The sequence below is a fragment of the Stenotrophomonas sp. 93052_Sma genome (assembly GCF_056481145.1).
In genome coordinates this window covers 4546924-4571146 of record NZ_CM151134.1, presented here as the reverse complement: position 1 = coordinate 4571146, position 24223 = coordinate 4546924, and the positions used below count along the sequence as shown (strand labels likewise).

Annotated in this window: 24 protein-coding genes, 2 tRNA genes and 2 pseudogenes; 14 read left to right on the top strand and 14 right to left on the bottom strand. The window is 66.7% G+C overall.

What is annotated here, in order from left to right; genetic code table 11:
* Positions 1 to 47 precede the first annotated feature (47 nt).
* Positions 48 to 840, top strand: a pseudogene (gene trpC / locus ACZK2V_RS21360) (indole-3-glycerol phosphate synthase TrpC).
* Entirely contained in the window at positions 837 to 1553 is a 717-nt protein-coding gene (locus tag ACZK2V_RS21355; protein ID WP_032127168.1) for a haloacid dehalogenase-like hydrolase, read from the top strand. Before trpC ends, ACZK2V_RS21355 begins: the two are co-directional and overlap by 4 nt.
* Positions 1554 to 1700: 147 nt before the next feature.
* Here ACZK2V_RS21355 and ACZK2V_RS21350 read toward each other — a convergent pair whose 3' ends face one another.
* Positions 1701 to 2462: a sulfite exporter TauE/SafE family protein gene (locus tag ACZK2V_RS21350; RefSeq protein ID WP_014038735.1), complete on the bottom strand. Its 762-nt coding sequence runs from the start codon at positions 2460 to 2462 to the stop codon at positions 1701 to 1703.
* 62 nt (positions 2463 to 2524) lie between these two features.
* Positions 2525 to 3214 (bottom strand): cAMP-activated global transcriptional regulator CRP, encoded by a 690-nt coding sequence (crp, locus tag ACZK2V_RS21345; protein WP_010482649.1) that lies wholly within the window; start codon positions 3212 to 3214, stop codon positions 2525 to 2527.
* 149 nt (positions 3215 to 3363) lie between these two features.
* On the opposite strand from crp, the gene speD reads away from it, so the two are divergent.
* Together speD and ACZK2V_RS21335 are read left to right on the top strand one after the other, a co-directional pair.
* Positions 3364 to 4158, top strand: coding sequence for an adenosylmethionine decarboxylase (gene speD / locus ACZK2V_RS21340; RefSeq protein WP_006473908.1), 795 nt, complete (start codon positions 3364 to 3366; stop codon positions 4156 to 4158).
* A gap of 168 nt (positions 4159 to 4326) precedes the next feature.
* A complete protein-coding gene (locus ACZK2V_RS21335; RefSeq protein ID WP_005411314.1) occupies positions 4327 to 4647 on the top strand; it encodes a DMT family transporter in 321 nt (106 codons plus the stop codon).
* Positions 4648 to 4734: 87 nt separating this feature from the next.
* Here ACZK2V_RS21335 and coq7 read toward each other — a convergent pair whose 3' ends face one another.
* A complete protein-coding gene (gene coq7 / locus ACZK2V_RS21330; protein ID WP_049401665.1) occupies positions 4735 to 5379 on the bottom strand; it encodes a 2-polyprenyl-3-methyl-6-methoxy-1,4-benzoquinone monooxygenase in 645 nt (214 codons plus the stop codon).
* Positions 5380 to 5576: 197 nt separating this feature from the next.
* On the opposite strand from coq7, the gene rplM reads away from it, so the two are divergent.
* Positions 5577 to 6005: a 50S ribosomal protein L13 gene (gene rplM, locus ACZK2V_RS21325; protein ID WP_005414692.1), complete on the top strand. Its 429-nt coding sequence runs from the start codon at positions 5577 to 5579 to the stop codon at positions 6003 to 6005.
* A gap of 2 nt (positions 6006 to 6007) precedes the next feature.
* Positions 6008 to 6400 carry a 30S ribosomal protein S9 gene (rpsI, locus tag ACZK2V_RS21320; protein ID WP_005411311.1) on the top strand — a complete coding sequence of 131 codons (393 nt, stop codon included), beginning with the start codon at positions 6008 to 6010 and terminating at the stop codon, positions 6398 to 6400.
* A gap of 310 nt (positions 6401 to 6710) precedes the next feature.
* Here rpsI and ACZK2V_RS21315 read toward each other — a convergent pair.
* Together ACZK2V_RS21315 and ACZK2V_RS21310 are read right to left on the bottom strand one after the other, a co-directional pair.
* Positions 6711 to 6785: transfer RNA gene (locus ACZK2V_RS21315), tRNA-Gln, on the bottom strand.
* 55 nt (positions 6786 to 6840) lie between these two features.
* Positions 6841 to 6917: transfer RNA gene (locus tag ACZK2V_RS21310), tRNA-Met, on the bottom strand.
* A gap of 120 nt (positions 6918 to 7037) precedes the next feature.
* On the opposite strand from ACZK2V_RS21310, the gene ACZK2V_RS21305 reads away from it, so the two are divergent.
* The 3 genes from ACZK2V_RS21305 to bfr all read left to right on the top strand — a co-directional run bounded on the left by ACZK2V_RS21305 (position 7038) and on the right by bfr (position 8590).
* A complete protein-coding gene (locus ACZK2V_RS21305; RefSeq protein WP_032127170.1) occupies positions 7038 to 7658 on the top strand; it encodes an RNA pyrophosphohydrolase in 621 nt (206 codons plus the stop codon).
* A gap of 108 nt (positions 7659 to 7766) precedes the next feature.
* Entirely contained in the window at positions 7767 to 7976 is a 210-nt protein-coding gene (locus tag ACZK2V_RS21300; protein ID WP_005411309.1) for a (2Fe-2S)-binding protein, read from the top strand.
* A gap of 143 nt (positions 7977 to 8119) precedes the next feature.
* Positions 8120 to 8590 carry a bacterioferritin gene (gene bfr, locus ACZK2V_RS21295; protein WP_005419804.1) on the top strand — a complete coding sequence of 157 codons (471 nt, stop codon included), beginning with the start codon at positions 8120 to 8122 and terminating at the stop codon, positions 8588 to 8590.
* Positions 8591 to 8648: 58 nt separating this feature from the next.
* Here the strand turns inward: bfr and ACZK2V_RS21290 are convergent, their stop codons facing one another.
* Genes ACZK2V_RS21290 through ACZK2V_RS21280 form a run of 3 tightly spaced genes read right to left on the bottom strand, consistent with a single transcriptional unit; the run spans position 8649 to position 13395 of the window.
* Positions 8649 to 10814 carry an ATP-binding protein gene (locus tag ACZK2V_RS21290; protein WP_486322774.1) on the bottom strand — a complete coding sequence of 722 codons (2166 nt, stop codon included), beginning with the start codon at positions 10812 to 10814 and terminating at the stop codon, positions 8649 to 8651.
* 32 nt (positions 10815 to 10846) lie between these two features.
* Entirely contained in the window at positions 10847 to 12733 is a 1887-nt protein-coding gene (locus ACZK2V_RS21285; RefSeq protein WP_486322773.1) for an EAL domain-containing protein, read from the bottom strand.
* A 44-nt stretch (positions 12734 to 12777) separates the two neighbouring features.
* Complete coding sequence (locus tag ACZK2V_RS21280; protein ID WP_049461254.1) at positions 12778 to 13395, bottom strand: DUF4126 domain-containing protein; 618 nt, start codon at positions 13393 to 13395, stop codon at positions 12778 to 12780.
* 179 nt (positions 13396 to 13574) lie between these two features.
* On the opposite strand from ACZK2V_RS21280, the gene ACZK2V_RS21275 reads away from it, so the two are divergent.
* The 5 genes and pseudogenes from ACZK2V_RS21275 (at position 13575) to ampE (ending at position 17283) form a co-directional block, all read left to right on the top strand.
* Positions 13575 to 14318: a DUF6776 family protein gene (locus tag ACZK2V_RS21275; RefSeq protein ID WP_019336613.1), complete on the top strand. Its 744-nt coding sequence runs from the start codon at positions 13575 to 13577 to the stop codon at positions 14316 to 14318.
* Between the two features lie 4 nt (positions 14319 to 14322).
* Complete coding sequence (locus ACZK2V_RS21270; RefSeq protein ID WP_006398829.1) at positions 14323 to 14787, top strand: bactofilin family protein; 465 nt, start codon at positions 14323 to 14325, stop codon at positions 14785 to 14787.
* A gap of 31 nt (positions 14788 to 14818) precedes the next feature.
* A complete protein-coding gene (gene erpA, locus ACZK2V_RS21265; protein ID WP_005419789.1) occupies positions 14819 to 15211 on the top strand; it encodes an iron-sulfur cluster insertion protein ErpA in 393 nt (130 codons plus the stop codon).
* Between the two features lie 146 nt (positions 15212 to 15357).
* Positions 15358 to 16261: pseudogene (nudC, locus tag ACZK2V_RS21260) on the top strand (NAD(+) diphosphatase).
* Between the two features lie 134 nt (positions 16262 to 16395).
* Positions 16396 to 17283, top strand: coding sequence for a regulatory signaling modulator protein AmpE (ampE, locus tag ACZK2V_RS21255; RefSeq protein ID WP_486322772.1), 888 nt, complete (start codon positions 16396 to 16398; stop codon positions 17281 to 17283).
* Positions 17284 to 17859: 576 nt separating this feature from the next.
* On the opposite strand, the gene ACZK2V_RS21250 is transcribed toward ampE, so the two are convergent.
* The 6 genes from ACZK2V_RS21250 to yccS all read right to left on the bottom strand — a co-directional run bounded on the left by ACZK2V_RS21250 (position 17860) and on the right by yccS (position 24211).
* Positions 17860 to 18285, bottom strand: a complete 426-nt coding sequence (locus tag ACZK2V_RS21250; protein ID WP_006473646.1) for a DUF2752 domain-containing protein — start codon at positions 18283 to 18285, stop codon at positions 17860 to 17862.
* Between the two features lie 43 nt (positions 18286 to 18328).
* Entirely contained in the window at positions 18329 to 18607 is a 279-nt protein-coding gene (locus ACZK2V_RS21245) for a CD225/dispanin family protein (protein WP_032127177.1), read from the bottom strand.
* Between the two features lie 34 nt (positions 18608 to 18641).
* Entirely contained in the window at positions 18642 to 18929 is a 288-nt protein-coding gene (locus ACZK2V_RS21240; protein WP_005419784.1) for a CD225/dispanin family protein, read from the bottom strand.
* 182 nt (positions 18930 to 19111) lie between these two features.
* Positions 19112 to 21001, bottom strand: a complete 1890-nt coding sequence (locus ACZK2V_RS21235; protein ID WP_486322771.1) for an MFS transporter — start codon at positions 20999 to 21001, stop codon at positions 19112 to 19114.
* Between the two features lie 97 nt (positions 21002 to 21098).
* Positions 21099 to 21893, bottom strand: coding sequence for an SDR family NAD(P)-dependent oxidoreductase (locus ACZK2V_RS21230; RefSeq protein WP_049461643.1), 795 nt, complete (start codon positions 21891 to 21893; stop codon positions 21099 to 21101).
* A 140-nt stretch (positions 21894 to 22033) separates the two neighbouring features.
* Positions 22034 to 24211 (bottom strand): YccS family putative transporter, encoded by a 2178-nt coding sequence (yccS, locus tag ACZK2V_RS21225; RefSeq protein ID WP_032127180.1) that lies wholly within the window; start codon positions 24209 to 24211, stop codon positions 22034 to 22036.
* Positions 24212 to 24223: the final 12 nt, after the last annotated feature.

Below are 24223 nucleotides of genomic sequence, written 5' to 3'. Positions count from 1 at the left end.
TGGCCGATAATGGCCGTCCTCACCGCCCCCGCACCGAATCGAAGACGATGAGCGACATCCTGCAGACGATCCTGGCCCGCAAGGCCGAAGAAGTGGCCCAGCGCCGTGCCCAGCGTCCCCTCGAGGACCTGCAGGCCGCCGTGGCCAGCGCCCCGCCGGTACGTGGCTTCGTGCGCGCTGCAGGCGGCAGTGGCCAACGGCGATCCGGCGGTGATCGCCGAGGTGAAGAAGGCCAGCCCCTCCAAGGGTGTGATCCGCCCGGATTTCCGCCCGGCCGACATCGCCGTCAGCTATGAGTTCGGCGGCGCCAGCTGCCTGTCGGTGCTGACCGATGTGGACTTCTTCCAGGGTGCCGATGCCTACCTGCAGCAGGCCCGTGAGGCCTGCACGCTGCCGGTGCTGCGCAAGGACTTCGTGATCGACGCCTACCAAGTGTACGAGGCGCGCGTGCTGGGTGCCGACTGCATCCTGCTGATCGTCGCCGCGCTGGACGACACGCAGTTGGCCACGCTGTCCGAACTGGCGATGTCGCTGGGCATGGACGTACTGGTGGAAGTGCACGACATCGACGAGCTGGAGCGTGCGCTGCAGGTGCCGGCACCGATGATCGGCATCAACAACCGCAACCTGCGCACCTTCGAGGTGTCGCTGCAGACTACGCTGGACATGCAGAAGGCGGTGCCGCGCGATCGCCTGCTGGTCACCGAGAGCGGCATCCTCGGTCCGCAGGACGTGGCGCTGATGCGCGATGCCGGCATCCACTCGTTCCTGGTGGGCGAAGCCTTCATGCGCGTGGAAGAGCCGGGCGAGGGCCTGCGTCAGCTATTCTTCGCGGCATGAAAACGCATTATCCGACGCCGCGCGACGATGCGCCGCTGGTGGTCTTCGATTTCGACCACACCCTCTACGATGGCGATTCGGGTACTCACCTGTTCGCTTCGCTGATCAAGCGCAACCCGCTGCGCATGCTGGCGGCGCTGCTGGTCACGCCGATCGCCGGGCCGATGGTGGCGCTGCTGCCGACCCGCCGTACCGGCATTTCGGTCTATGTGTGGATCGGCAGCTTCGGCCTGCACCGTGCGCGCGATTTCAACAAGGTGATCGACGCCTATGTGCTGCGCAACGAGGCGCAGATGCGCGCCAAGCTGCTGCCACAGGCGCTGGAGGTGTTCGCCGCGCACCGGGCCAAGGGTGACCGCGTGGTGGTTGCCACGGGCGCGCCACCAGAGCTGGCACGCGCGATCCTGGCCTTCGTCGCCCACCAGGACGTACCGGTGATCGGCACCGAGGTCGGCCCACGGCTGGGTGGCGTCGGCCCGACCCGCCACTGCCACAACGAAGAGAAGATGCGCATGCTGCGCGAGCGCGGCTACGGCGACATCGATATCGCCTACTCCGACAGCACCGCCGACCTGCCGTTGCTGCTGGCCGCCAAGGCGCCGGTGGTGGTGAACCCGAAGCCGGGCAGGGTGGACTTCTTCCGCCGCGTGCTGCCGGCCGGCACGCGCATCCTCAACTGGGGCTGTGTGGACCGCGGCGGCGACAAGGCGTAACGCGCGGAATCCGCCGGGGATGGGATGACGGAGTGCCGGGCTGCGACCCGGTAGTGCCGGCCGCTGGCCGGCAACTTCATGATTGCGGAAGGGCTTGCGGGGTTGCCGGCCAGCGGCCGGCACTACCGAATCCCGTGCAGCGAGCGCTCAGCGCGCCAGATACCCGGTCAGCGCATGCCCGATCTGGAACAGGCTGATGCCCAGCACCAGCACGCCCACGGCCACCAGCACCCAGCGCTCCTTCAGGCGCTTCACCAGCAGTGCGGCCACCGGCGCGGCCATCATGCCGCCGATCAGCAGGCCGGCCACGATCTGCAGGTGATGCAGCCCCATCGACAGCAGGAACGTTGCTGAAACTGTCAGAGTGACCACAAACTCGGCCGCGTTCACCGTGCCGATGGTGGTGCGTGCCTGGCCGCCGCGGGCCAGCAGGGTGGAGGTGGCCACCGGCCCCCAGCCGCCCCCGCCGCTGGCATCCAGGAAGCCGGCCACGAAGCCCAGCACGGGCACCCGCTTGACCTCGCCCTTGGGCATCAGGCGGCCGGCGGCACGTGCCAGGATGATGATGGCCAGTACCAGCAGGTACAGGTAGATGAGCGGGCGGATCACCTCGCCGGGCAGCTGGGTCAGGCCGTAGGCACCCACGGCGCCGCCCACGGCGCCGGGCAGCGCTAGGCGCAGGAACAGGCGCTTATCGACATTGCCGGCGACCAGATGCGACACGCCGGAGGCGCCAGTAGTGAACACCTCGGCGGTGTGGATGGCTGCACTGGCCTGCGCGGGCGGAATGCCCATGGCCAGCATCACCGACGACGACACCAGGCCGAACGCCATGCCCAGCGCGCCGTCCACCAGCTGGGCGCCCAGGCCAATGAGGATGAACCACCAGAATGCGCTGCTCAGTTCCATGCACCGAGCCTAGCGCGTGAAAGAGTGCGGACCAAGGTCCGCACCCACCGGGTGCTCAACGATCAACGGGTGCCGTACAGCACCACGGTCTTGCCGCGGGCGTGCAACAGGCCATCGGTCTGCAGCTTCTTCAGCACGCGGCCGGCCATTTCGCGCGAGCAGCCGACCAGGCGGGCCAGTTCCTGGCGCGAGACGCGCAGCTGGCTGCCCTGCGGATGGCTCATCGCCTCCGGCTCCTGCGCCAGGTCGTGCAGGGTGCGCACGATCCGGTCGGTAACGTCCAGGAATGCCAGGCGGCTGGCCTTGCGGCTGGTGTCGAGCAGGCGCTTGGAGATCTGCTGGCCCAGCGCGTACAGCAGGCGCGGGGCATCGGCCGACAGCGGGCCGAGGAACAGCTGGTGCAGGCGCTCGTAGCTGATTTCGGCCAGCTCGCAGGCGGTACGGGTCCTCAGGATCACCTCGCGGCGGTCCGATTCAACGAACAGGCCCATCTCGCCGACGAACTCGCCGGCACCGAAGTAGCCCAGCACCAGCTCGCGATCGTCATCTTCCTCGGCCATGATCGAAACCGAGCCGCTGATGACGTAATACAGGGTTCCCGCCGGGTCACCGGGTCGGAAGACGTCGGTACGGGTGGGGTATCGCCGCCTGTGGCTGTGCGCCAGGAAACGATCGATTGTGGCGATATCCAGGGCCAGTGGACTGCTAGCTAGGCGCACGGTTGACACGATAGGAGCGCTCCCTCTGCGCATGAACGGATTCACGGGGTCGATAGCGGAGCTTAACCAGCGCAATTGTTAAGGGCAAACAGTGTGCCAGATGTGAGCGCTCTTCACGTTCCCCCCGGGGACAGTTTGCCCCATAATTCCCCCTTTCCCTTCTTACACAGGAATCGACCGCCGTGGTCAAGCCGTTGCCTCGCCTGAGGCTGCAGGGTTTCAACAACCTCACCAAGGCGCTGAGCTTCAACATCTATGACGTGTGTTACGCGCGCACCGAAGAGGAGCGTCAGCGTTACATTGAATACATCGATGAAGAGTACAACGCCGACAGGCTGACTCAAATCTTGACCGATGTCGCCGAGATCATCGGCGCCAACATCCTGAACGTGGCCCGCCAGGACTACGATCCGCAGGGTGCCTCGGTGACCATCCTGATCTCCGAAGAACCGGTGATCGACAAGAAGCAGGCCGGCAAGGAGCTGATCTCCGACGCCGTGGTCGCGCACATGGACAAGTCGCACATCACCGTGCACACCTATCCGGAAACGCACCCGCAGGAAGGTATCGCCACCTTCCGCGCCGACATCGACGTGGCCACCTGCGGCGTCATTTCGCCGTTGAAGGCGTTGAACTACCTGATCGAAAGCCTCGAGTCGGACATCGTGATCATGGACTACCGCGTCCGTGGCTTCACCCGCGATGTGAAGGGCAAGAAGCACTACATCGATCACAAGATCAACTCGATCCAGAACTTCCTGGCCAAGAACATCAAGTCGCGTTACGAGATGTTCGACGTCAACGTCTATCAGGAAAACATCTTCCACACGAAGATGCACCTGAAGGACTTCGACCTGGACCAGTACCTGTTCGAGGAAAAGGCCAAGAACCTGTCGTTCAAGGAACGCATGAAGATCGAAGCGCTGCTCAAGCGCGAGATCGAAGAGCTGTTCCACGGCCGGAACCTGTCCGAGTAAGCCCCATGTGCGATGCCCGCAGGCATCGCCGCCCAGGCGGGACGACCCGCCCCGTGGAACCAGTGCCCCGCACGCGTTACAGTTCCACGGTGATGTACCGACCCACGGCCCGGTGTGAAAACACCGGGCCGTTTCGTTTTTCTCAAAAAAGGTAAGGAGCCCCCACCCATGCCCTGGATCTACCTGCTGCTGGCCGGCCTGTTCGAGATCGGTTTCGCCCTCGGAATGAAGTACTCCGAAGGCTTCAGCAAACCCCTTCCCACCGCTGCCACGGTCGTGTCCGCGCTGATCAGCCTGTACCTGATGAGCCAGGCGATGAAGAGCATCCCGGTCGGTACCGCCTACGCGATCTGGACCGGTATCGGCGCCATGGGCGTGGCGGTGCTGGGCATCTACCTGTTCAACGACAGCGCATCGCCCGCACGCCTGGCCTGCGTGGGCCTGATCGTGGCCGGCGTGATCGGCCTGAAGCTGGTCTCGCCCAATTAACTGGTAGTGCCGGCCGCTGGCCGGCAACCTCCGGATCTTCTGCGGCGTCTGCGTGGTTGCCGGCCAGCGGCCGGCACTACCTGGCGGTCACAGCCGGTAGGCGATGGTCTTCATGACCTTGGAAGCCAGCGCCATCGCGCCCGGGATCGGGAACGGCAGGCGGCGTGCGCCGGCCTGCTCGGCGTGGTCCGCATGGCGGGCCTCGTCTTCTTTCATCACGGCGATGACCGCGCGGCTGCGCAGGTCGCCGGCCGGCAGGTCGACCAGGTGCTCGTCCAGATGGGCTTCCACCTGGCGCTCGGTCTCGACCACGAAGCCCAGGTTCCAGCCGTCGCCGCGCAGCCCGGCCAGGGTGCCGATGGTGTAGCTGCCGGCGTACCAGAGCGGGTTGAACAGGCTCGGACGGCTGTCCAGTTCGCCCAGGCGGGTGGCGCACCAGGCCAGGTGGTCGGTTTCTTCCTGGGCCGCTTCCAGCAGGTGTTCACGCGTGGCCGGGTCGCGGGCCACGGCCGCCTGGCCGAAGTACAGGCCCTGTGCGCAGACCTCGCCAACGTGGTTGATCCGCATCAGGCCGGCCGCGTGGCGGCGTTCGGTGCTGTCCATGCCCGGCTCGTCGGTGTCCGCAGCCGGATAGGGGCGGGCCGCCGGCGGGTTGCCGAACACCGTGTCCAGGGCGCGCTGCGCCTCGGTCAGCAGGTGGTCCAGCGGGGTGATCTGGCGGAGCACGGTCATGGCGGTACACGGTGGGGCGGAAGACCCCGCGATTCTCGCCCGACCCCGTCCCCCTGCCAACCCGGTCAAGGGACGGCTTGCAACGGGGGGCTGACCTGCGTACAATCCCGCCTCTTACGCTTCACCTTTTCACAACGCGTGGCAGAGTTCCGGCGAGCCTTTCGCCGCAATGAGCCCGACCTAACCTAGAGTTCTTCATGAGCACTTTCACTGCCAAGAACGAGACCGTCCAGCGCGACTGGTACCTCGTCGACGCCGAGGGCAAGACCCTGGGCCGTCTCGCCACCGAGCTGGCCCGCCGTCTGCGTGGCAAGCACAAGCCGGTCTACACCCCGCACGTTGATACCGGCGACTACCTGGTCGTCATCAATGCAGAAAAGATTGCCGTCACCGGCAAGAAGCTGCAGGACAAGATGTATCACCGTTTCACCGGTTACATCGGCAACCTGAAGACCGAATCCCTGGCACAGGCGCTGGAGCGCCACCCGGAGCGCGTGATCGAGATCGCCGTGAAGGGCATGCTGCCGAAGGGCCCGCTGGGTCGCCAGATGTACCGCAAGCTCAAGGTCTACGCCGGCACTGAGCATCCGCACGCCGCACAGCAGCCGCAGGTTCTGGATATCTAATCATGGCTATCACTCAAAACTACGGCACTGGCCGCCGCAAGTCCTCCACCGCTCGCGTGTTCCTGCGCAAGGGTTCGGGCAACATCACCGTCAATGGCCGTCCGCTGGACGAGTTCTTCGGTCGTGAGACCGCGCGCATGATCGTGCGCCAGCCGCTCGAGCTGACCAAGAACACCGAAAGCTTCGACATCCTGGTCACCGCCGCTGGCGGCGGCACCACCGGCCAGGCCGGTGCGATCCGTCTGGGCATCGCCCGTGCTCTGGTCGAGTACGACGAAACCCTGAAGTCCGAGCTGCGCAAGGCTGGCTTCATGACCCGTGACGCCCGTGAAGTCGAGCGTAAGAAGGTCGGTCTGCACAAGGCCCGCCGCGCCACCCAGTTCTCCAAGCGCTGATCTACCGCGCCTGGTTGGGCTCCTTCGGGGGGCCGCTGGTTGGACAAGCAAAAGCCCGGCTTCGGCCGGGCTTTTGTCGTTCTGGGGTCGTGGATTTCCTGGTTGCCGGCCAGCGGCCGGCACTACCCGGGGGTTGCATGTCAGCAGGGCGGGGTTCTGCAGAAAGGGATTCCACCCCGGACGCCTCTCTGGAGAATAGCCCCCTTGTTGTTCAAGGGGGTGCGCCGACAGGCGCGGGGATAAGGTGGAATGCGCGACCAAATTAAAAGCAAAAGGCCAGATCTTTCGATCTGGCCTTTTGCTTTTAATTTGGCTGCCCCGGATGGATTCGAACCACCGAATGCCTGAGTCAGAGTCAGGTGCCTTACCGCTTGGCGACGGGGCAAAACGTGCAACTATTTTCTCACTTTTCACACTGAAAAACAACTTGATTTTCAGTGTGGTGGCTATGGGTGGACTCGAACCACCGACCCCAGCATTATGAGTGCTGTGCTCTAACCGGCTGAGCTACATAGCCTTGGTGAGCCCGCTATTCTGCGGATGTGTATCGCCCCTGTCAACACTTTTGTATCGTGCTTGTGGGCCGACAGGCGGCATGGGATAGTCCCGACCAGTAGATTTTTTAGGAGTCCGCATCGTGATCGATCCGGACGGCTATCGACCGAACGTCGGCATTGTGCTGATGCGGCAGGACGGCCAGGTGTTCTGGGCACGACGTGTGCGCCGGGACGGCTGGCAGTTCCCGCAGGGTGGCATGAATACCGACGAGACGCCTGTCGAGGCCATGTATCGTGAACTGCAGGAAGAGACCGGCCTGCTGCCTGAGCACGTGGAAGTGCTCGGGGCAACGCCCGGCTGGCTGCGCTACAAGCTGCCGGCGCGGGCCATCCGCCGCAACGAGCGGCAGGTCTGCATCGGCCAGAAGCAGGTCTGGTTCCTGCTGCGCCTGACCGGAGACGAGTCCCACGTGAAGCTGGACCACACCGACTCCCCCGAGTTTGACCACTGGCGCTGGGTGGACTTCTGGTACCCGGTGGAGCACGTGGTGATGTTCAAGCGTGGCGTCTATGCGCGCGCCTTGCGACATCTGGCGCCGTTGGCGCGCGGGGTGGCCGGGCAGGGCGTGACCGCCATGCCCAAGAGCGCTGCGGAAGCCTGGATGCCGGGCCATACCGCCGGGCATGACCGCCCACGCAAGCGCCCACGGACCCGCGGCTACTGGCCGAAGAAGGCCACCGGCGATGGTCCGGCCACGTGACCGGCTGAACCGTATCGAGAATGGTTCAGGTCTCTGATTGACAACCATTCTCGTTTCCATTGGAATAGCCAACAGGCCACTCTTGGCCTGTCAGCCCGGTTCACGCCTGTGTACGTCTGCATCTGCAACGGAGTCACCGACCACCAGATCCGCGAAGCCGCCAGCCATGGCGTCAGCACGGTGGCCGAACTGACCATGCGTACCGGTTGCGGTGCCACCTGCGGTTCCTGCCTGGACATGGCCGGCGATCTGCTGGCCAAGGCGCGTGCCACCCATGATCTGCCGCTGCCGGTCCTCGGTCTGGCCCAGGTCGCCTGATCGTCTCTTGCGCGGCGCGTTGACGCCGCGCTTTCGCATCCTTCACGTGCGGCCGCACAGGCCAATGCGCACGATTCGCGTTCCTTCACGGCCGCGCGCAAGGCGTTAAAGTGCCTGCGTTTTCAGCGTGCAGGAGCACCCCCATGAAGGGCGACACCAAGGTCATCGAATTCCTCAACAAGGTCCTCTACAACGAGCTGACCGCGATCAACCAGTACTTCCTGCACGCCAAGATGCTGAAGAACTGGGGCATCAAGGAGCTGGCCGAACACGAGTACAAGGAATCGATCGACGAGATGAAGCATGCCGACATGCTTGCCGACCGCATCCTGTTCCTCGAAGGCCTGCCGAATTTCCAGGCGCTGGGCAAGCTGCGCATCGGCGAGAACCCGACCGAGATCCTGCAGTGCGACCTGTCGCTGGAGCGCGACGGCGTAGTGACCCTGCGCGAGGCCGTGGCCTACTCCGATTCGGTGGGCGACTACGTCAGCCGCCAGCTGTTCGTGAAGATCCTCGACTCGGAAGAAGAGCACATCGACTGGCTGGAAACCCAGCTCGACCTGATCGAGCGTATCGGCGAGCCGAAGTACCTGCTCAGCAAGCTGGAAGAGTGACGTAGCGTCGAGCTTGCTCGACTGTGATCAGCATGGCGATGGTCGAGCAAGCTCGACGCTACCGATGCTGTGCCAGGTAGCCCGTCAGCGCCACGCGCGCCCGGGCGAATTCGGCAACCAGCAGCGCCACCGCCACTGCGGGGCGCTGCAGGCTGCCACTACGGGCTTCGTGCTCGATCCGCTGCGCGATTGCCGACAGCGACAACGCCCCCACGTTCGCACTCGATGATTTAAGGCTGTGGGCGATTGCCTGCAGTCGCGGCTCGTCGCTGCTCTGCGCGGCCTGCTGCAGCTGCTGCACCATCGCCGGTGCATCCTCCAGGAACACCGAGACGATCTGGAGGGCGGTATCGCCGATCACCGCGTGCAGTTCGTCCAGCACATCACGGTCCAGCACCGGTTGCGTCACCGCTTGGCTTTTCGTCTCTTGTAGAGCCGGGCCATGCTCGGCTGGCGGGATTCCACTGGCCCCGGATGCTTCGCCGTCGAGCAAGCTCGACGCTACGACATCGCGTGATCGCTGCCCCCAGCGCTTCAACAGCGCATGCAAGGTGGCGCGTGCGATCGGCTTGGACAGGTAATCGTCCATGCCGGCCTGCAGGCAGCGTTCGCGGTCACCGGCCATGGCGTTGGCCGTCATCGCGATGATCGGCAACCGCGAGCGCCCGGTTTCCGTTTCTTCCGCACGCCAGCGGCGCGTGGCGGCGTAGCCGTCCAGCACCGGCATCTGGCAATCCATCAGCACCACGTCCACGCCGCCTTCGCGAAGGGCGGCCAGTGCCTGCTTGCCGTCGGCGGCGTTGCGCACCTCGCACTGGAACACGCGCAGCAGATGCTCGGCCACCATCCGGTTGACCGTGTTGTCTTCCACCAGCAGCACGCGCAGGTGCAATGGCGGCAGCGTCGGTGCGGGCAAGCCGTCTTCGGCATTGGCCAGCAGGGCGGCAGGGCGGGCAGGCGTGGCAGGCGCCGCCAGCAGTGCATGCAGGGCTGCATCATCGAAATGCGGGAGCAGCTGGCGTTGGCGCGGGCGTTGTGCAGGCGTGTCTTCCTGCAGCCACAGTACCTGCAGTGCATCATCGTCGCCGCGCTCGGCCAGCGCCTGCTGCAGCGTGACCTCGCCGTTGCGGCGGGTGCGGGAATCGACAATCAGCCATGCCGGTGCTGGTTGTCCGGGCCGCGCGGGAGCGCGCAGGCGCTCGACCACGGCATCCAGCTGTGCCAGCACCTGCACCTGCAGCCCATGGTGGGCGGCGATGCGCTCGATGCGTGCCTGCAGCGTTGCATCGGCGCTGAACAACAGTAGCGCTGCGGGGGCGCGCGCCATCGCAGGCAGGTCGCCGGGCACTTTCAGCAGCGGGATCTCGAACCAGAACGTTGCACCCTGGCCGGGCGTGGACTGCACGCCGATCTGCCCGTGCATCAGGTCGATGATGCGCTTGCAGATGGCCAGGCCCAGGCCGGTGCCACCGTAGATGCGCGTGGTCGAGGCATCGGCCTGGCTGAAGGACTGGAACAGGCGTGCCTGCAGTGCCTCATCGATGCCGATGCCGGTGTCGATGATCTCGAAGCGCAGCTGGTGCTGGGCCGCACCTTCGCCCAGGCGCTGCACGCGCAGCTGCACCTGGCCGCGGGCGGTGAACTTGATGGCGTTGGCCAGCAGGTTGCTCAGCACCTGGCGCAGGCGTACCGGGTCGCCGCGCACCGGCAGGCGCACCGATGGGTCAAGCTGCAGGGCCAGGGACAGGCCCTTGGCATCGGCGGCGCGCTGCATCAGCTGCACCACGCCATCGAGCAGGTCGCGCAGGTTGAAGCTGGTGATCTCCAGTTCCAGCGCCTGCGCTTCCAGCCGGGAGTAGTCGAGGATGTCGTCGACGATGCGCAGCAGCTGCTGTGAACTGGCCGAAGCGGTGGCCAGCATCTGCCGCTGGTCCTCACCCAGCGGCCCGCGCGCGATCAGCTCCAGCATCGGCAGGATGCCGTTGAGCGGCGTGCGGATCTCGTGGCTCATCGTGGCCAGGAACTCGCCCTTGGCCAGCACGGCCGCTTCGGCGGCCTGCTTGGCCTGCAGCAGCTGCTGTTCCAGCTGGCCCTGGCGTTCGGTGGTGCGGCGCAGCTGGTCGCGCTCGCTGGCCAGCGCGCTGTGCTCGCGCTGCAGCTGGGCCAGTGCCCGGTTGCGCGCGCAGGCGCAGGCCCAACAGCAGCAGTGCGACGGCCGCAGCAAGGGCAACCAGCAGCACGCCCCACAGCGGCACGTCAGAGCACCGCGTTGTGGAAGTCGAAATTCAGGTCACTGCCGGCCGACTGCACCATGTTGCCCTGGATGTAATCGACGCCGCCGACCCACATCGCTGCCGCGGCCTGCGGGTCCTCGATCTGCTGGCCGATGATCTGCAGCCCGGCGGCATGGGCCTGTTCGATCGCCTTGCGCAGTTCCTCGCGCGTGGCCGGGTTGGAATGGCTGCTGGAGAACCGCGCGGCCATGCGCACGAACGACAGCGGCAGCTGGGTCAGCAGTGCATCGGCTTCGCCGCTGGGTTCGAACTGGCTCAGGCAGAAGCGCACGCCGGCGCCGGCCATGCGCTGGCAGAACTGCTGCAGCGGCACGGTGTGGATCAGCGCGTCGGGCAGGCGCACGTCGATCACCAGTGCACTGCCGGGCAGGTCACGCTGCTGCAGCGATTCCAGCAGCCAGTCGCCAAAGGCATCGCGCTGCAGGGTGCGCAGCGACTGCGAAACGAACAGGTTCAGCGGTTGCGTTGCGTGCCGGTACAGGTCCAGCAGGCCCAGCGCATGGTCCATCACCTGCTGGTCGAGGTCGGCGATGCGGCCCGCCGCTTCGGCGGCAGGAATCACCTGGCCGGCCGCCAGCACCGTGCCGTCGGCCTGGCGCAGGCGCAGCAGCAGCTGGTACTGCGCGGTGTTGCCACCGGCGACAGCGACGATCGGCTGATAGGCCAGCTCCAGCTGGCCTTCCAGCAGTGCCAGGTGTTCCTGTTCGGTGACGGCCTGGCGATGCACGTGGCCCGCCACGCCGGCGCTGAGCAGGCGTGCCTGCAGGGTGGTGCGCTCGACCGCTTCCAGTGCAGCGTTGGCATCGTCGAAGCCCGGCGACAGCGGCGCGTAACCCACCACGCCGCGCAGATGCACCGATTCATCATCACGGATCACGAAGGCGCGTGCCGAGAGCTGCTCACGCAGGGTCGCGGCGATGCTTTCCAGGCTGTCTTCATCGGTATTGCGGGCCAGCAGCAGGAAGCTGTTGTCGTTCAGGCGTGCCAGCAGGTGCGGATGGCCGGCCTCGGCCAGGCGCTGCCCGGCCTGCACCATCAGGCGCTCGAAGGCGGCGTAGCCATAGCGTTCGCGCAGGCCCAGCGCGCTGGCCACTTCAATGAAGAACACGCCGCCCCGGTCGCGATGGGTGAGGGTGGCGTTGAGTTGCTGCAGCACGTGGTGACGTGTCGGCAGGCCGGTTTCCGGATTGCTGGTGGCCGGTGCGCCGGTAGCACCAGGCAGGGTCGCTGCCTGCGCACGTGCGCGGCGGATGCGGTTGGCCACGGCGGCGATCAGGTGGCGGGGGCGGATCGGCTTGCTCAGATAATCGTCGGCGCCGCTGTCGAGCACCTCGAACTGGCGTTCCGGGTCCGGATCGCCGCTCAGGAACACGATCGGCAGCAACTGCAGGCCAGGCTGCTGGCGGATCAGCGCGGTCAGGCGCATGCCGTCCATGCCGGGCAGGTGCAGGTCCATCAGGATCAGGTCGGGCCGATGCTCCTTGATCGCCTGCAGCGCGCCGTCGGCATCGCTGTGCACGATCGCCTGCATGCCGGCGCCATGCAGCACGCTCTGTGCGAACAGGGCCTGCGCGCGGTCGTCCTCGACGATCAGCACGCGGTAGGGCGAATCGGAGGGCGGCGGCGCCTGGTCGTTGTTGCCAGCCTCGGCCAGCACGGCCGGGGCCGGCAACGGCGGCGGTGCGCTGCCGATCGATGCGGGTGCGTCGGAGGCGGCCAGCGGCGGAACCGCGGCCGGCGCTGCGGCGACGGCGCTCGCCGGTTCAGCGGTCCAGCGTTGCCAATGATCGGCCGGAGGGGTTTCAGCGCGTCCCGGGCGGGCGCCCGCGGGGGATTCGTTTGCGGCCATCGGTGCTCCTGGTGTTCGCGTCCATTATGCGACAAGCCCGGCGATCAACCGGTACCGGGCTGGCGTGGACTGTCGGGCGACGCACTGCGTGCCAGCCAGCGCACGCCCTTCCACAGGGCGCGCCAGACCAGCCACACCAGCAGCGCGCCGGCCAGGCTGCAGGCCAGCACCACGATCAGCGCGATCCACGGGTGTGCCAGGGCCAGGGCCAGGCCACCGACCACCACGGTGTCCTCGGCGGCGGAGGCCACCCAGTTGCTGGCAGGCTCGGGCGATGTATTGAGCAGGGCGCGGGTGCCGGCCTTCAGGCCATGGCTGGCCAGCGCGACACCGGCACCGGCAGCAAGTGCGCCGGTGCCCAGCTGCCCATCCGGCGACAGCGTGGCTGCGGCAAGGAAGGCACCTGCGGGTACGCGTGCCAGGGTCTGCACCAGATCCCACGCCGAGTCGACGCCGGGAATCTTGTCGGCGAAGAATTCGGTCACCGCCAGCGCTGCCGAGGTGCCCAGCACCCACCACGATTCCGTGGCCTGCAGGGCCGGCGGCAGGTCGACCCAGCCGAGCAGGCCGGCCAGGCCGACACCGAACACGGTGAGGTAGACGCGGATGCCGGCCAGCCAGGCCAGCAGGATGCCGATCACGAACAGGTGGGCTTCGGTCATGGCGATGCTCCGGCGACGGAACTGTGCAGGGGACCACACTATCGACGATGGCATGCCTGAACGCCACAGACGGTGGCTCGCCACTGCGCAGGAAACCCACCCGTCCTGTCATACACTAGCCCGTCGTTTGCCACAGGGGCCGTACCGGTGTCGCCCTCGCGATGCCCCGGAATCCACCCATGACCAACCGTCCTCCCATGCGCGTGCAGGTTCGCCTGCCCGGCGCGCCACAACCGCCGGCCGACCGTCGCCGCCTGCTGGTGATCGGCGGCATCTGGCTGCTCAGCCTGGTGCTGGCCGTGCTGGGTGGCTGCTGGATGGCCACGCCGCGCGATGCACAGGGCCAGCGCCTGCAGGCCGCCGAGAAGCGCGCCGAGACGTTGCAGGCGCAGCTGACCGAACTGCGCCAGAAGCAGGCCACGCTGGAAGCCTCCGACCGCATCAGCCGCGCCGCCAACACCGAGGTGCAGTCCTCGCTGGCCGAACGCGATGAGGAAATCGCCGGCCTGCGTGCCGACGTTGCCTTCTATGAGCGCCTGGTGGGTTCGACCAGCCAGCGCAAGGGCCTGAACACCCATTCGATCGAGTTCAGCCCGGAAGCGGCCGGCACCTGGCAGTACACCGCCGTGCTGACACAGAACCTCAACCGCGGCGCCATCAGCCAGGGGCAGATGCGTTTCACCGTGGAAGGCGTCAAGAACGGCAAGCTGGCCACGATCAGCTGGGATGATCTGCACCAGCGCAGCAAGGTACCGGGACAGGATTACTCGTTCCGGTACTTCCAGCAGCTCACCGGCAGCGTGATGCTGCCGGCTGACTTCACCCCGCAACGCGTGCGGGTGACATTGGGGAGTGGTACGGGGGGTACCACCCAGGTATTCGACTGGAAACAGGCCGGTGCGCCGGCCGCCAAAGGGGAGTAGGCAGATGTTCGGAAGCAGCAAATCCAACCGTGAAGGCCAGCTGGTGGTGGATGCCCTGATCGGCAACCAGGTGGTGATCCGCGGTGATGTGGAATTCAGTGGTGGCCTGTATGTGGAAGGCCGCATCCACGGCAAGGTGATCGCCGCCGAAGGCGCCAGTGGCGCGACCCTGACGGTCGCCGAGCATGGCGTGATCGAAGGTGAGATCCGTGCCCAGGTGGTGGTCATCAGTGGCCGCCTGGACGGCGACGTGCATGCCACCGAGAAGGTCGAACTGACCCCGAGCGCGCGGGTCAATGGCAACGTCCATTACCAGGTGGTGGAGATGAATGCGGGTGCCCAGCTGAACGGCCGCCTGATCCATGCCAGCGCCCCGATGGCGGCCCTGCCGGCCCCGGAAGGTGATGAGGCCAATGGCGGCAAGGGTGACACCGCCGCACGCCGCAAGCTGGCCGAGGCGATGGCTTGAAAGCCATCGTCGGCACCCCCATGCTGACACCATGAGCACGCTAGTCTCCCTGCCCGGCGCCACCCCGGTTGCCGCGCCCGATTACCAGTCGCTGGAGCGCCCGCTGAACTTCACCGAGTCGGCGGCCGCCAAGGTCAAATCCCTGATCCAGGAAGAGGGCAACCCCGACCTGGCCCTGCGCGTGTACATCGAAGGCGGTGGCTGTTCGGGCTTCCAGTACGGGTTCGAGTTCGACGAGAACCGTGCCGAGGATGATCTGGCGGTACAGACCAGCGGGGTCACCCTGCTGGTCGACCCGCTGAGCCTGCAGTACCTGATGGGCGCCGAGGTGGACTACACCGAGAGCTTGACCGGTGCCCAGTTCGTGATCCGCAACCCGAACGCCAAGACCACCTGCGGCTGCGGCAGCAGCTTCAGCATGTAAGAGGCCTGTGGCCGGAAGGTGCCAACCAAGGTTGGCACCTCTGTAGATCCACGCCATGCGTGGATGCTGTGCCTGCACGCCCACACCGGCAGATTGCGCACAGCGCTGAACTTGCCACCTGCATCGATTGGCGGCACGCTTGCCGGATGCCCAATACTCCTTCGCCGCTTTCCGGTTTCGCTTTCGTTGGCGAACCGCTGGAGCGCGCCGATGCCCTGCGCGACGATGCCGATGCACTGGCGCGCCTGTGGCCGGGCGCGCATTCTCGTGCTCGATCAGGACGGCAGCGCCTTCACCGGCGATGACGACCAGCCGCTGGCGCTGACCGGCGCCGACATCGGCGGCGGCCCCGGTGCCGCGATCTTCCTTGGCCTGCGTGGCGAGCAGGCCTGGTTCTCGGTCGAAGCCGCCAACGTTACCGTCACGGCCCCGCGCCGCCTCGACCTGCGCCAGGCCGCACTGCTGTGGCCGATGGCCGATGCGACCGCCTTCAGTTATGCCCGCGGCATGTCCTACTGGCACTCGCGCACCCGCTTCTGCGGCGTGTGCGGCGGCGCCGTGGCGTTTGCCCGTGGTGGCTTCGTCGGCCGCTGCGGGCAGTGCGCCACCGAGCACTACCCGCGTGTCGACCCCGCCGTGATCGTGGCCGTGGAAAACCAGGGCCGGTTGCTGCTGGGCCGGCAATCGAACTGGGCACCGCGGCGTTACTCGGTGCTGGCCGGCTTCGTCGAACCCGGCGAGACCTTCGAGCAGACCGTGGTGCGTGAAGTGCACGAGGAGAGCAAGGTACGGGTGACCGCCTGCCAGTACCTCGGTTCGCAGCCGTGGCCGTTCCCGGGCGCGCTGATGATCGGTTTCCGTGCACAGGCGCAGGATGACCTGCCGACCGTGGATGGCGAGCTGGAAGATGCGCGCTGGTTCAGTGCCGACGAGGTCGGCGCGGCACTGGCACGCGATGTGGAGGACGATGGCCAGGGCATCCGCCTGTCGCCGCCGATCTCGATTTCGCGCGGCCTGATCGAACACTGGTACCGGCAGCAGAAGGGCTGAGCGGGGCTGACGGTGGCGCCTGTATTGCCGCCACCTGAACACGGCCCGGGTTACAGTCCGGTTCACCGCTGAGGGCGCCGCTGCGACAGGTAAGGTAGCGACGCCGAGCGTTCTGTTTCGTAGGGAGACCTGCCATGTTCACCACTCTGGCCGCCGTGCTGGTGGCACTGGCCCTGGGCCATGTTGCCCCGGCCGCTGCCGCCTCGCTGCGCCGTTTCGACGGCTTCCGGCGTTGGCTGGGCTGGCTGGAGGCGCGCGGTGGCAAGGCCTGGCAGGGGCCGGCAGGCGTTGCCCTGGCACTGCTGCCGCCGCTGCTGCTGATGGCGCTGCTGGCGTGGTTGCTGCGTGGGGTGCTGTTCGGCCTGCCGTCGCTGCTGCTGGGCGTGGCGGTGCTGGCGTGGTGCTGGGGCCCGCGCGATCTGGACCGCGATATCGAAGCGATCATCGATGCCGATGACGCGGCGACGCGCCAGGCCGCGGTGCGTAACCTGCAGGCGGCCGGTGGCAGCCTGCGCGAGGACATTCCGTCACTGGTCGAGGCAACCGTGCTCAACGCCTTGCGGCGCTGGTTCGCGGTGCTGTTCTGGTTCCTGCTGCTGGGCCCGGCCGGTGCGCTGGGTTACCGGCTATTGGCGTTGATGGCGGAAAGCCCGATGCGCGCCCGCGTGCCGGTGGAGCCGCTGGCGCTGGCGCAGCGCCTGCTGGGCTGGATCGAGTGGCCGGTGGCGCAGCTGATGGCATTCTCGATGGCGCTGGTGGGCAACTTCGATACGGCGTGGAAGGCCTGGCGCCAGGCCCACGGCGAGCGCCTGGCCGGCAACATCGGCTTCCTGGGCGCGGTGGCGCGGGCCAGCGTCAATGCCGAGCTGCGCGAGGATGCGCACGATTACACCGAGGCGGGGCTGTTGCCGGTGTGGCAGCGGTTGCCGGACCTGCGGGATGCGATGAGCCTGGTGTGGCGGATGCTGCTGCTGTGGCTGGCGATCCTCGCCCTGCTGGTGATTGCAGGCTGGGTGACGTAGTTGCTTTGCAGGGCTTGCAGCCCTGCACCTGCAGAGGCAACAGCAACAGCAACAGCAGCTCTGGATTGGTGATGGTTGGGCGGGGCGGTGTGGGGCTGCAGGACACGCCGTAAACCCGTCCTTGGGGGCTCGATGGCGCCATCCATGGCGCCAACGGTCCTGCAGCCCCACACCGCCCCACCCCCGACAGATTCCCGCGGCTGTTGGTAGGTGTCGACCTTGGTCGACACGGTAGATCCACGCCATGCGTGGATGCAGAGCGAAGCGATCCGCTTCCGCTTCCGCTTTTGATCTTCTCTTTCTTTTCCGTGGTGGACGCGCACGGAAACTGTCCGTGGCCGGGCGGGATGGGTTTGCGGGGGTGTCCGCGGCATGGGCCCGAGGCATGCCTCGGGCGGGTTGGGCAGGAGGCTCAACCCCGGTCTTGCCGTGTGCGCAGGACAGCGCACACGAGCAAGCCGCGGCCAAGCCTCCACGGACGGATTCACGGCGTCCCCCGCAAACCCATCCCGCCCGGCCAACCCCATGATCGACAAACGCCGCCCACCACGAGGGGCTGCGCCGTTGGCTGGAAACCTAGATCGGTGCCAGTGCAGTGAACGGTGCCCACGGCAGGTTGCGCAGCAGCGCATACCCGGGCAGCACCCAGAGCCAGAACACGGGATTGGCCAGCACCCGCATCAGCGGGTCGAGCACACGCGGGCGGATGCCGGCGATGTTCAGCAGCATCAACAACAGGAACGGCAGGCTGATGACCAGCAGCGGGTTCATCGCCATCGCGCCGGGCAGGTCGAAGTGGACCAGGGAATACAGGCAGCGCGTGCTGCCACAGCCCGGGCAGTACAGGCCGGTCAGCGCGTACAGCGGGCAGCTCGGCAGGGGATTGCCGGCGACATACGGATTGACGTTGCGCAGCACCACCGTGGCACCCACGGCCAGGCCGGCGGAAACCAGCAGCGGTGCCCAGCGGGCGAGTCGGGAACGAGCGGGAAGCGCGGACATGCAACAACGGATCCGGCGCAGGCGCCGGATCCGTCCAGGCGTATCAGTAGTTGCCGTTGCTCATCGCGCCCATGCCGCCGAGCACAACGAAGAACAGCACGTACAGCACGACCAGCACGACCCAGGCGATGGCCGACCACATGGCCCACTTCTTGGCCTTGGCGGCGGAGTCCTGGGCGCCGGCGATGTCGCCGGCCGCCAGCTTGCCGTTGACCTGGGCGGCGTAGACGATCGACACGATGCCGGCCGGCAGGCAGCAGAACAGGGTGGTCAGGATCGCCCAGACCAGGTTGTTCGGGACCTGCGGAGTAGCAGTATTCATGGGTTCAAGCTCCTTGATGGGTGGTGGTGGTGAATCATTGGTCGGAAAGAGCGCCCAGTACGGCCAAGCCGCCGAACAGCCCGAACCACAACAGCAACAGGACCGGCAGGGCCACGGCCGAAGCCACCGCCCACCAGCCCGCCTTGCGCGACGCACTGTAGGCCCCCGGCAGGTCGCCGGCCGCGCGGCGGCCATCGACCTGGGAGGCGTACACGATCGACACCACGCCCAACGGCAGGCAGCAGAAAAGCGTCGTCAGGATCGCCCAGACCAGATGGTTGGGGATGTAGACCGGACGGCTGAGCGGTGGTGGTTGATTCAAAGCGAGACTCCATTCCTTGGTGGCCGGCCATGATGAATCGGCCGGACCTCCCCCCTGTGGGTGCGTAATCTACCGCAACCTGCGTTGCATGTATGCGTTTACAGTCACGACATGTCGCGTACACCACTGGACGATGACGTATGTGGGGGAGTCCGCTGGGCCCGCTCGGCGGGCCCATCTCGTCAGGCGTGATCGCCGCGCAGGGCCCGCACCTGGGCCTCCAGCACCGGTGCGCTGGTGCTGTGGCCATCCACGGCCGCTGCCGCCACCACCTCGACGGTGGCGCGGAAACGGCGCGGCACGCGCATGCGGCCCAGGCGGCTGTCGCGCCGGCTCCACATGCTCGACCACATGCCGCGCAGCGCCATCGGCACCACCGGCACCGGCCGCCGTTCGAGGATCTTCTCGACGCCGGACTTGAACGGTGCCATCGCGCCATCCTTGGTCAGCGCGCCTTCCGGGAAGATGCAGACCAGCTCGCCTTCGGCCAGCGCAGCGTCGATGTCATCGAACGCGCGCTGCATCAGCGCCGGGTCTTCGCGCGCACCGGCGATCGGGATCGCCTTGGCGGTCCGGAAGATCCAGCGCATCACCGGGATGTTGAAGATCTTGTAGTACATGACGAAGCGCACCGGGCGCGGGATCGTCGCCGACAGGATCAGTGCGTCCATGTAGCTGACATGGTTGCAGACCAGCAGCGCGGCGCCCTCGTCCGGCACGTTGGCCTCGATGCCGTGCGGGCGCAGGCGGTACAGGGTGCGCACCATCAGCCAGCTGAGGAAGCGCATCAGGAATTCGGGGACGATGGTGAAGATGTAGATCGCCACCAGTGCGTTGGCGATGGCCAGCGCCAGGAACTGCTGCGGGATGGTCCAGTGCAGCAGCTTGTGCGCGGCCAGCGACAGCAGGGCTGCGCCGACGATGAAGCCGGAGTTCTGGATGTTCAGCGCCGCAAACACGCGCGACATCTGCGCCTTCGGCGTGCGGCTCTGGATCAGCGCGAACAGCGGCACCACGAAGATGCCGGTGAACAGGCCGATGCCGATCAGGTCGATGACGATGCGGATGCTGCCCGGCTGCTGCAGGAACGTCCCGATGGTCAGTCCGTGCACGGTCGCTTCGCCACTGCGGGCGAAGTACAGGTCGAGCAGGAACGCGGTCATGCCAAACGCACCGAGCGGCACCAGGCCGATTTCCACCGTGCGTGCCGACAGCTTCTCGCACAGCAGCGAGCCGACGCCGGTGCCGACCGAGAACAGGGCGAGGGCGAACAGATACAGCTTGGGTTCGCCGCCGAGGTTGGCCAACGCGTAATTGGGCAGCTGCGAGGTCAGCACGGTACCGACGAACCAGAACCAGGATACCCCGAGGATGGCGTTGCGCACCGCCTTCTGCTGCCGTGCCATGCGCAGCACGACCCGCGACTCCGGCAAGGGGTTCCAGTTGATCTTCAGGCTCGGATCGCCGGCGTCGACCTTGGGAATCAGGCGCGCGGCGATGTTGCCGCAGATGGCCAGAGCGATCACCGCTGTGGCTGCCACGATCGGACCGTAGCTGCCCGCAAGCAGGAATACAGAGCCGCCGATGATCATGCCGGACAGGATCGAGATCGAAGTACCCATCTCGACCAGGCCGTTGCCGCCGGTCAGTTCCTCGGGTTTCAGCACCGAGGGCAGTACCGAGTACTTTACCGGGCCGAACAGGGTCGACTGCATGCCGGTACAGAACAGGGCGACCAGCAGGAACGGCAGGTTCTCGGTGATGAAACCGACAGCCGCCATCGACATGATCACGATCTCCATGGTGGTGGTGATCACGATCAGCCGCGATTTTTCCAGTTTGTCGGCGATCTGCCCGGCCAGCGCCGAGAACAGGAAGTACGGCAGGATGAAGATGGCTGGCGCCAGCGTGGTGTAAAGCGAACGCTGCTCCTCCGAAACGCCCAGATAGAACAACAGGCCGATGATCGCCTGCCGGTACACGTTGTCGTTGAACGCTCCGAGCGCCTGGACGACGAAGAACGGCAGGAAACGGCGCTGGCGCAGCAGGGCGAACTGGTTGTGACCGGACATGGAGCCTCCTTGACCGGCGCAGCCTAGCATTCCTGCCTATCCGCTGTGGGTGCGGAGCTGTGGGTGCGGACCGTTGGTCCGCACACCTTGATAGGTCTCAGACGATATCGTCGACCACGCCGCCATCCACGCGCAGCGCCGCACCCGAGGTCGCCGAGGCCTGCGGCGAGGCCAGATACACCACCATGTTGGCCACTTCCTCGACCGTGGCGGTGCGCTGGATCACCGAAGACGGCCGGTGTGCCATCACGAACTCGCGGCCGATCTGCTCCAGTGGCTTGCCGCTGCGCTGGCGTTCATCTTCGAACATCGCCGCGAAACCGTCGGACAGGGTCGGGCCGGGCAACACCGCGTTGACGGTGACGCCGCTGCCGGCCACGCGCTTGGCCAGGCCGCGCGACAGCGACAGCTGCGCGGTCTTGCTGACACCGTAGTGGATCATGTCGGCCGGAATGTTGCGTGCCGATTCGGACGAGATGAACAGGACGCGACCCCAGCCGGCATCGACCATGGCCGGCAACAGTGCCCGCGACAGGCGCACGCCGGACATCACGTTGGTCTGCCAGTAACGTTCCCAGGTCGCGTCTTCGGTCTCGAAGAAGTCCTCGGGGCCGAAAATGCCGGCGTTGTTGACCAGGATGTCGACCTTGGGCAGGCCTGCCAGCAGCGTGTCGACGCCGGCCGCATCGGAAAGGTCGGCGGCCACGCCGAGCACGTCGGCACCCGGAACGGCGGCGAGCAGGCGCTGGCGGGCGCGTTCGACGCTGTCGGTGCTGCGGCCGTTGAGAATGATCCGCGCGCCCGCGTTGGCCAGGCCCTGGGCAATCGCCAGGCCGATGCCGGCGGTGGAGGCGGTGACCAGCGCGGTACGGCCGGTGAGTTCGATCTTCATGGAGGAATCCGGGGCAGGGGATCACCCAGTATCCGCGCGGGAACGTGATCGGGATGCATCGCCATACGCAACGCACGGTTGCACGCGATGCAGTAGATCCACGCCATGCGTGGATGGAATGTCCGACCAGCGATGAGGGATCAGGTCAGGCTGGTCACCGCCTCATTCGCCGCCGCCCGCACCTTCGGCAGCATCCGCAGCACCAGCGCCATCTGCGTGCGGATCAGCTGCAGCTTCGGCGGCATCGCCTCGTCGATCTGTTCCAGTTCGGCCGCCACCGCGCGATCAGCGTCGTTGTCGTCCTCGCTGACCGGTTGCCGAGCGCTCAGGGCCGTCGCCAGCTGCTGCAGCGCCTTGCGCACGCGCTCACCGGCAGCCAGCGCCAGCGGATCGCCGGCGTAGCTGTCCACCTGGTCGCGGTGCGCACCTAGCGCCGACAGGTGCCCGAGCAGTGTGTTGGACAGCGCCAGGAAGTGGAAGCCGGCATCCAGATTGCGGCGCACATGGCCGGGTTCACGCAGCATGTTCGACAGCGCGGTGGACAGCGCGGCGTCGGCATTGTGCATGTCGCGGCGGGCGATGCGGTAGGCCAGGTCATCGCGCATGCCGCTGCGGTACTGGCCCAGCACCGAATCCAGATAGCGCGCGGCGGTGTCCAGCACGCGCGCCAGCACAAGGTGCAGCTGGCGGCCCTGCCAGTCGGGCAGGATCAGGAACGCGGCCGCCGCCGCGATCGCACAACCCAGCAGCGTATCGACCATGCGCGGCACGATCAGCACGAAGCCGTCGCCGATCAGGTTGAAGCAGGTCAGGGCCATCACCGTGATCGCCGCCGACGCCACCAGGTAGCGGTCGGTGCGGGTGAAGAAGAACAGCAGCGCCGACAGCAGCGCGATCAGCAGCTGTACGTGCAGCTGTGGGAACAGCTGCAGCAGTGCCCAGGTCAGCACCAGGCCGGCCACGGTGCCGACGATGCGTTGTGCAAGGCGCTGGCGGGTCGCGCCGAAGTTGGGGCGGCACACGAACACGATGGTCAGCAGCACCCACGAGCCGTTCTGTGCATTGAACAAGCGGATTGCCGCGAAGCCGGCGATCAGAGCCAATGCCATGCGCAGGCCGTGGCGGAACAGGACCGAGCCGGGCGTGAGCTGCTGGCGCACGCGCACGCCCATCTCGCGCAGGGTGTGCGGGTTGCTGTCGCGCAGGCGGGTATCGACGTTGTCCAGGCTGGCCTCGGAGCGCTCGGCATCCAGCAGGCGGCGCTCGATGCTGCGTAGGTTGTGCACCAGCAGATCCAGCGAGCCAAGCAGTCGCTGCCACTGCGGCCGCTGCTGGTCGCGCAGATAGGCCAGCGCATCGGCCAGGTCGCGCCCGGCCTGCTGGTTGCTTTCGCCATACACGAACGGACGGCGCAGGCGGATCGCCTCGCCCAGCCGTGCGCAGGCCTGCCCCTGCAGGTCGAGCAGGCGCTGGCAGCGGTACAGCACATCGCTGTGGAAGAAGGCATCGACCAGCGCACCGTACGGGTAGTGCGAGGAGCTGGCGCGCTCGTGGAAATCCTGTGCCATGTAGTAGAGGCGCAGGTACAGGCCGGAGTTCACGCCGGGCCGCCCGGAACGGCCGAAGCGGGCCAAGATCGCGGTCTTGGCTTCATTCAATGCACCAACCACGCGCCGGTTCTGTTCGGCCAGGTCGAGCTGGCGACGCTGCAGGTCGGCCTCGCGCACTGGCTCGAACAGTGTTGCCTTCAACTGCAGGTAGCGGCCCAGTTCAACGTACAGTCGCGCCACGCGTTCGCGTACCGGACGGTTGGCGAACAGTGCTGTCCACAGGATCGACAGCAGGCCGTACCAGACCGCACCGGCCAGCAGGTGGCTGACCGCGTCCAGCGCGCTGTGCAGGTCGCTGGCGCCATGCTGCTCCAGCCCGATCATGGTGTAGATCGCAAGCGTTACCGTGGCCTGGGCGATGGACGCGTAGCGCTCGCCGAGCGCACCCAGCAGGGTCAACCCGAAGGTGGACAGCGCCAGCGCGCCGATGAAGATCCACGGCCAGGGGAACAGCCAGATCACCGAGGCGGCGGCGAGGCAGAAGCACAGCAGCGACAGCAGTACCGCCTTGGTACGGCCCCACCAGTTGTCATCGGTCTCGGCGATGGCGCTGGCGATGATGCCGAGGAACACGCCGGGCAGGGCAGTGAGCGCGTCCAGCTGCCAGCACACGGCAAGCGCTGCGGTCAGGGCGATGAACACCCGAAGGCCATAACTGGCCTTTTCGTGGGCCCACAGGCGGCTGAGGCGGGATTCGCGGGCGGGCATGCAGGCTCGGTG